We start from the raw sequence: 7,101 nt of genomic DNA, 5'->3' as shown, positions 1-7,101 counted from the left end.
CTCCCCGTTCATCAAGCCGATCAGCATCTTGGCCATCTCGCGTCCCAGCGCCTGAATAGGCTGGTTGACGGAGGTCAGCGGCGGGTCCGTGTGGCGGGCGATGGGCAAATCGTCGAACCCTACGACGGCGACGTCGGCCGGTACCGAGCGGCCGTGCGCCTTGAGGGCTCGCATCGCGCCCGCCGCCATGCTGTCCGAGGCGGCGAACAGCGCGTCCATGTCCGGGTGAGCGGCAAGCAGCCGGGCCGTGGCGCGGACCCCGCTCTCCTCGGTGAAGTCGCCGTACTCGATCAACGTGTTGTCGAGGCCTGCGACGGCCAGCGTCTCCTGGAAGCCGCGCAGGCGTTCGGCGCCGGCCCGGGAGTCGATCTCGCCGGTGATGGTGGCGATCCGGCGGCGGCCGAGCGCGATGAGGTGTTCGGTGGCCAGCCGGGCCCCGCCGCGATTGTCCGCGTCGACGTACCAGGCCGGTTCGCCGTGCAGCGGCCGTCCGCCGATGACGACGGGCAGGCCCAGCTGCTCGGTGAGGCGGTAGAGCGGGTCGTCACCGCGCAGCGACAGGAGCATGACGCCGTCGGCCCGCCGGGAGCGCAGCACCCGCTGGACCCGCTCCCGCCCGTGCGGCGAGTTGGCCAGCGCGAGCATCAGCACCAGGTCCGTCGTCTCCAGCGCCGCGCTGATCCCGACGATGATCTGGCCGAAGAACGGGTCGGCGAACAGCGCCGGGTCGTTGTGCGACACGGCCAGGATGACGGCCGTGGCCTGCTGGGTGGCCAGGGCCCTGGCGCTCGGATTGGGCACGTAGCCCAGCTCCTGGATCGCCTGCTCGACGGCCTCGCGGGTGGCCCGGCTCACGTGCCGGGCGTTGTTGATGGCGCGCGAGGCCGCCGAGCGGGAGACACCGGCGCGCAAGGCGACCTCGTCGAGGGTCGGTCGGCGCGTCGGCGTCTCCACGTAGGCGGGTCCTTTCCTGGGCTGGCGCGAAGGGCTGAAGCGGTGCGCGGGTGCTGCGCTCAGCCTAGATCGAAGTTGAACCTGAGGGCGGGTACCGCGTTGCCGGCGAGCGTCATCGCCTGCGTCGGCCACCACACCCCGGCCGCCGGGTCGACGGTGCCGCCGTAGACCGGGTCGCCGGGCCCGGCGGTGCCGCGGGTGCAGCTGCCGTCCGACTGGCCGATCGTCTTGATGTAGAGGTACGCATCAGCCAGCGGCACGCCGGTGTTAGCGGTCGGCCTCGCGCCCATGCCGCGGCCGGGCGGGTTGCACCAGGTCTGCGAATCAGGGTACGAGGTGCCCGCCGGAGGGGTCCACGCGCCGAGTCCGTTGCGGCTGGTGTCCACGACGAAGTGGGTCAGCTGCGCGGTCGGCGCGGCCGCGGTGTTCTGGGTGAACCAGTCGTCGGTCCAGTGCCAGGTGCTCGGATCGGTGGACGAGACCGAGTCGCCGGGCAGGCCGTCGTTGGGCGCGGCGGGGGAGTAGTACTGGCTCGCGCACCAGCTGGCGTGGCCGATCGCCCAGCTCGGGCCCTGGGTCGCGAACCAGATGCACTTCGAGACCCAGGTGCCGTAGTGGTCGGACTGGTCCGTGGGCTGATAGTTCGAGACGTTGAGCGAGAAGCCCTGCGTGTCCGCGACGTCCGCGTCGATCAGCCGCTGGGCGATGTCGCCGACCGCGTGCCACTGGCTGTTGCCGGCGTCCAGGTAGACCGCCGTACGCGGCTGCGCTTCGAGGACCGAGACGGCATAGCGCAGGTCCGCCATGCGCGCAGCGGTCAGTGCGCCGGTCGGGTCCGTGGTCGGCCCGCAGTCCTGCGGCAGGTTGGCCAGCGCGTCGGGTTCCAGGACCACCGCGGCCCTGGCCTGCCCGATGGCGTGGGCGAACGCCGCGATCCACTGGCGGTAGGCGGCGTCCGAGGACGCGCCGCCGCTGGAGTACTGCCCGCAGTCGCGCAGCGGAATGTCGTAGGCGACCAGCACGGGTACGGCCCGCTGCGCTCGGGCACCCCGCATCAGCGCGCTGACCTGCTGCGCCACCTGGTCCGGGGTTCCGCTGGTGAACCAGGTGGCCTCCGGCCAGCTGGCCAGCTGCGCCATCGTCAGCGCGCCGCGCAGGTCGCCGGCCTTCACATCGGTCAGCGCCTGCTTGGCCGCGTCGCTGTTCGGCTCGACGTAGAAGCGGGAGTCCGACGGGAGTGTGTGGTCGGCGGTCTGCGTCGCCGCGACGGCGGGCGCGGAACCGAGCGCCAGCGCCGCGGCGGCGAGGGCCAGGGCGGGTTTGAGCCGGTGAACCTTCAAGGGGGACTTCCTTTCGGGCGGCGCAACGGGACAAGAGGGGTGCAGTGCAAGCAGGCGTGAGAGCGCTCTCACGCCTTCCGTGCGACCGACCGGGACGGCGTTCGCTGGGTTTGGTTGACCGCTGACCGGCTGCATCGTGCCCCTCCCCGATCGCCTGGGGGCCGTCGGGGAGGGACTGGCAGCTCCGGTTGCACAAGGCCGGAAGCGCTTCCAGGCGGACCCTAGCGACAACGCAGATCGCTGTAAAGAGTCGGCTATCCACGACGATGGGTGACGCGACGGGGCGCCAGCTCATCCACGCTGGATCGCGGGCACTCTGGCGACTGGACGACGCTGGGAGCGCTTCCAGTCCTGTCCCAGTCGGCGGCTGTTTGTGGGGCTCCGGCGGGCGTCGCGGTCATGCGCGGCCGGTTCGAGCCGCCATCGCACCGTGTAACTTTCGGACCACGGCACGGCGCCGCCCCGGAGCTGCGCCGCCCCGAGCCGCGCTCTGAGCTGCGCTGTTCGACTCGGAGCAGCGAACAGCCGCCGCGGCCGCAGTCGGTCCCGCTCTTGAGCTTCCGGCGCGGACTTGGCACCTTCCCCCAGCGATGCGGTGTACGCCGACCAGCACATCCCATCACCAGCAAGCGCCAGTAATCGCCTGACGAGTCAGCAGCGTGAGCGCCCCGGCGCTCCGCCACCGCCTCGGCGGGCCATTGAAGGGATGACAACCGGATGTCACACAGACTCCTGCGGCCGCGCGCACTGGCGGCGGCGCTGGCGATCGCCGTCGCGGCGGCGGTCTCCACGGCCGCCGCACCGGCCGCACAGGCCGCCACCACCACCTGCTCGGGAACCGGCACGATCGCGGCCGGGGACTACATGATCCAGGCCAACGAGTGGAACTCCAGCGCGCAGCAGTGCATCACGTACACGGGCGGCACCGCGTGGAACGTGAGCACCGCCAACTTCAACCTGGGCACGAACGGCGCGCCGGCCACCTACCCGTCCATCTTCAAGGGCTGCCACTGGGGCCTGTGCACAGGCAACAGCGGAATGCCGATCCAGATGAGCAAGCTGGGCAGCGCCACCTCGTCGTGGAGCACCACCCAGCCCTCCTCCGGGGCGTACGACGTCTCCTACGACATCTGGTTCAACTCCACGCCCACCACCAGCGGCCAGCCCGACGGCACCGAGGTGATGATCTGGATCAACAGCCGCGGCGGGGTGCAGCCCTTCGGCTCGCAGACCGGCAGCGCGAACATCGCCGGCATGAACTGGAACGTGTGGACCGGCCGGCAGACCTCGTGGAACATCATCTCCTACGTGCTGAACCCGGGAGCCACCTCGGTCTCCAACCTCGATCTCAAGGCGATGTTCAACGACGCGGTGGCGCGCGGCTCGATCAACCCGAACCACTACCTGATCGACGTCGAGGCCGGCTTCGAGATCTGGCAGGGCGGCCAGGGCCTGGGCACCAACAGCTTCTCGGTCAGCGCCTCGACCGGGAGCAGCGGCGGCGGGGACACGACTCCGCCCTCCGTGCCGGGCAACCTGTCGGTCACCGGCGTGACCAGCTCCTCGGCCTCGCTCTCGTGGTCGCCGTCCACAGACAACGTCGGCGTGAGCGGATACCGGGTGTACCGCAACGGCACCCAGGTCGGCAGCACCGCCGGAACGTCGTTCACTGACACGGGCCTGTCCGCCTCGACGCAGTACACATACACGGTCGCCGCCTATGACGCGGCCGGCAACGTCTCCTCGCAGTCGTCCGGCGTGACCGCCACGACGTCCGCGAGCAGCGGCGGCGGTGGCGGCAGCAGCGGATGCACCGCGGCCTACACGGTGTCCAACCAGTGGGGCACCGGGTTCACCGCCAACGTCACGGTGACGAACAGCGGGAGCGCGGCCACCCACGGCTGGAAGGTGACCTGGAACTGGGGCGGCAACCAGCAGATCACCAACGTCTGGAACGCGGTGGAGAGCCACAGCGGACAGAGCGAGACGGTCACGAACGCCAGCTACAACGGCTCCATCGCCGGCGGCGGGAACACCTCGTTCGGATTCCAGGCCAACTACTCGGGCAGCAATCCGTCTCCGACGCTGAGCTGCACGGCGAGCTGAGGGCAAGCCTGACGCAGAACCCACAAGGCCGCCCGCCCGGAACCCGTCTCCGGGCGGGCGGCCTTCGCCACTCGGGCGCGAACATTTCAGGCAGGGTGGAAAGGCGCCGCGGCCGACCGCGTGGACAGCGGTCCGACCAGCCGGAACAATGGGCGACGAACAGACCTTGCGAGAGGGGCGGTCGGGCGGTGACTGCGTCCAACGGGAGCACGGGCGGGATCGTCGCATTCCAGCCGGTGCGGGCGGGTAACGCCTTCGAGGAGACAGTCGAGCAGCTGCTGCGGGCCGTCAAACTCGGCGCGGTGCCGCCGGGCCAGCGGATGCCGCCGGAGCGCGAACTCGCCGGCACGCTGGGCGTGAGCCGGGACACCCTGCGCGAGGCGATCCGGGTGCTGGCGGCCGAGGGGATCGTGGAGAGCCGGCGCGGCCGCTCCGGCGGCACCTATGTGCTCAAGGTGCCCGCCCCCGCAAAGACCGGGGGACTGCGCGACGCGCTGGCCGACCTGCCCGGAGGCCTTGAGGACACCCTCGTCTTCCGCCGCGTGGTGGAAACCGGCGCGGCCGAAGCGGCGGCGGGCCGCGCGCTCGAGCCGGCGTACCGCAGGCTGCTCACCGAGCGGCTGGTCGCCGCGGAGGAGGCTGACCTGCCCGACTACCGCCTCGCGGACACCCGCTTCCACCTCGCGGTCGCCGAACTGTCCGGATCCAGCGCCCTGGCCGCGGCGGTCGGTGAGGCCAGGCTGCGGATCAACGCGTTGCTGGACGCGATACCGATGCTCCAGGTGAACCTCAAGCACACGGCCGTGCAGCACGAGCGGATCGTCGCGGCCATCCTCGGCGGCGATCCCGAGGCGGCGCGACGCGCGATGGCGGAACACCTCGAGGGCACCGAGGTGCTGCTGCGCGGCTTCCTGGACTGACGGAGTCTGTATCAGCACCGCCTTGGGCTTACGGCGTCTGGACTAACGCGGTGCACGGCTCGAAACCGCCGCGCAAAAAATCAATGACCTGAGTTAACTTCCGGAGGCCGCGCGCCGTCCCCCTATTGACAGCGCGCCGGATCCCACCACACTAGGAGCAATAAAAGGACGAGCGATCGTCCATTTATGTGCCGCCCGATCCCGCACCGCCCGCCCCCGGGAGTCGCGCATGTCTCTTGACACCCCCTCCACAGACGCACCGCACCCGTCAGCCGAACGCACCGCGGACGAGCAACGGCTGCACCAGCTCGGCTACGCGCAGGAGCTCTCGCGCAGTATGTCGGGCTTCTCCAACTTCGCGGTATCCTTCACGATCATCTCGATCCTGAGCGGCTGCCTGACCCTCTACGGCTTCGGCATGGGCACCGGCGGCCCGGTCATGATCGTGTGGGGCTGGCCGATCGTCGGCCTGATGACGTTGCTGGTCGGCCTGGCCATGGCTGAGGTCTGCTCCAGCTATCCGACCGCGGGCGGCCTGTACTACTGGTCCGCGAAGCTGGCCGGGCGCAACGCCGCCGCCTGGTCCTGGTTCACCGGCTGGTTCAACTTCCTCGGCCAGGTCGCGGTGACCGCGGGCATCGACTTCGGCGCGGCGCTGTTCATCACCGCCTTCGCCAACCTGCAGTGGAACCTCTCCGCGACGCCGGGACACACGATCCTGATCTTCGCGGGCGTGCTGCTGCTGCACGGACTGCTCAACACCTTCAACGTCCGCCTGGTCGCGATCCTGAACCAGGTCAGCGTGTGGTGGCACCTGCTCGGCGTGCTGATCATCGTCGGCGTGCTGGCCATCGCCCCCTCCCACCACCAGTCCGCCTCCTTCGTGTTCGGGCACTTCGTCAACAACACCGGCTGGACCTCAGGGCTCTACGTCGCCCTGCTCGGCCTGCTGCTCGCGCAATACACCTTCACCGGCTACGACGCCTCGGCGCACATGACCGAGGAGACCAAGGACGCGGCGCGCAGCGGTCCGCGCGGCATCGTCATGTCGATCCTGGTCTCGCTCGGCGCGGGCTGGGTGCTGCTGATCGGCATCACCTTCGCCATCCAGAACTACTCCGGCGAGGCGGGCTCGGCCACCGGCGTGCCCCCGGCGCAGATCTTCATCGACGCGGTCGGCGCCACCGGCGGCAAGCTGCTGCTGCTCATCGCGATCGGCGCGCAGCTGTTCTGCGGCATGGCCTCGGTCACCGCCAACTCGCGGATGATCTACGCCTTCTCCCGGGACGGCGCGCTGCCCGGCTCCGCCTTCTGGCACCAGATCAACAAGCGCACCCGCACGCCCACCAACGCGGTGTGGCTCGCGGCGGTCGGCGCGTTCCTGCTCGGCCTTCCCTACCTGTGGAACGCCACCGCGTACGCGGCGGTCACCTCCATCGCCGTCATCGGGCTCTACATCGCCTACGTGATCCCGACCTTCCTGCGGTTGCGCCAGGGCGAATCCTTCGAGCGCGGGCCATGGCACCTGGGCCGCTGGTCCCGGCCGATCGGCATCATCGCGGTGGCCTGGGTCGCGTTCATCACCATCCTGTTCATGCTGCCGACCCTCTCACCGATCACCAAGGCCAACTTCAACTACACCGTCGTCGCGGTCGCGGTGGTGCTCGGCTTCGCCGGAACCTGGTGGCTGTTGTCCGCGCGGCGCTGGTTCACCGGGCCGAAGGTGCAGGGCAGCGCCGAGGAACTGGCCGCCATCGAGGCTGAACTGGAGGCTCTCTGAG

General features: G+C 70.2%; 5 protein-coding genes. 3 read left to right on the top strand and 2 right to left on the bottom strand.

All coding sequences use genetic code 11. The features are described 5' to 3' along the window. The coding region (locus VFB40_RS26655; protein ID WP_324855443.1) for a LacI family DNA-binding transcriptional regulator at positions 1-954 on the bottom strand (954 nt) is incomplete at its 3' end. Between the two features lie 59 nt (positions 955-1,013). Beyond that, entirely contained in the window at positions 1,014-2,294 is a 1,281-nt protein-coding gene (locus VFB40_RS26650; protein ID WP_324855441.1) for a glycoside hydrolase family 6 protein, read from the bottom strand. Between the two features lie 717 nt (positions 2,295-3,011). Between VFB40_RS26650 and VFB40_RS26645 the strand changes: the two genes are divergently transcribed. The 3 genes from VFB40_RS26645 (at position 3,012) to VFB40_RS26635 (ending at position 7,100) form a co-directional block, all read left to right on the top strand. Continuing rightward, a complete protein-coding gene (locus VFB40_RS26645; protein WP_324855439.1) occupies positions 3,012-4,400 on the top strand; it encodes a cellulose binding domain-containing protein in 1,389 nt (462 codons plus the stop codon). A gap of 188 nt (positions 4,401-4,588) precedes the next feature. After that, on the top strand, positions 4,589-5,320 hold the full coding sequence (locus VFB40_RS26640) for a FadR/GntR family transcriptional regulator (RefSeq protein WP_324855437.1): 732 nt from the start codon (positions 4,589-4,591) through the stop codon (positions 5,318-5,320). A 229-nt stretch (positions 5,321-5,549) separates the two neighbouring features. After that, positions 5,550-7,100 (top strand): amino acid permease, encoded by a 1,551-nt coding sequence (locus VFB40_RS26635; RefSeq protein ID WP_324855435.1) that lies wholly within the window; start codon positions 5,550-5,552, stop codon positions 7,098-7,100. Position 7,101: the final 1 nt, after the last annotated feature.

Origin of the sequence: Actinocrinis sp., assembly GCF_035650855.1 — a bacterium.
Taxonomy (GTDB): domain Bacteria; phylum Actinomycetota; class Actinomycetes; order Streptomycetales; family Catenulisporaceae; genus Actinocrinis.
Note: the sequence above shows the minus strand (reverse complement) of the source record. Positions and strands in the feature narration are given on the sequence as shown.

What these genes read in the sequence shown, in the direction of transcription:
- VFB40_RS26645 (WP_324855439.1), top strand. Translation starts at nt 3,012, where the DNA reads ATGTCACACAGACTCCTGCGGCCGCGCGCACTGGCGGCGGCGCTGGCG.
- VFB40_RS26635 (WP_324855435.1), top strand. Translation starts at nt 5,550, where the DNA reads ATGTCTCTTGACACCCCCTCCACAGACGCACCGCACCCGTCAGCCGAA.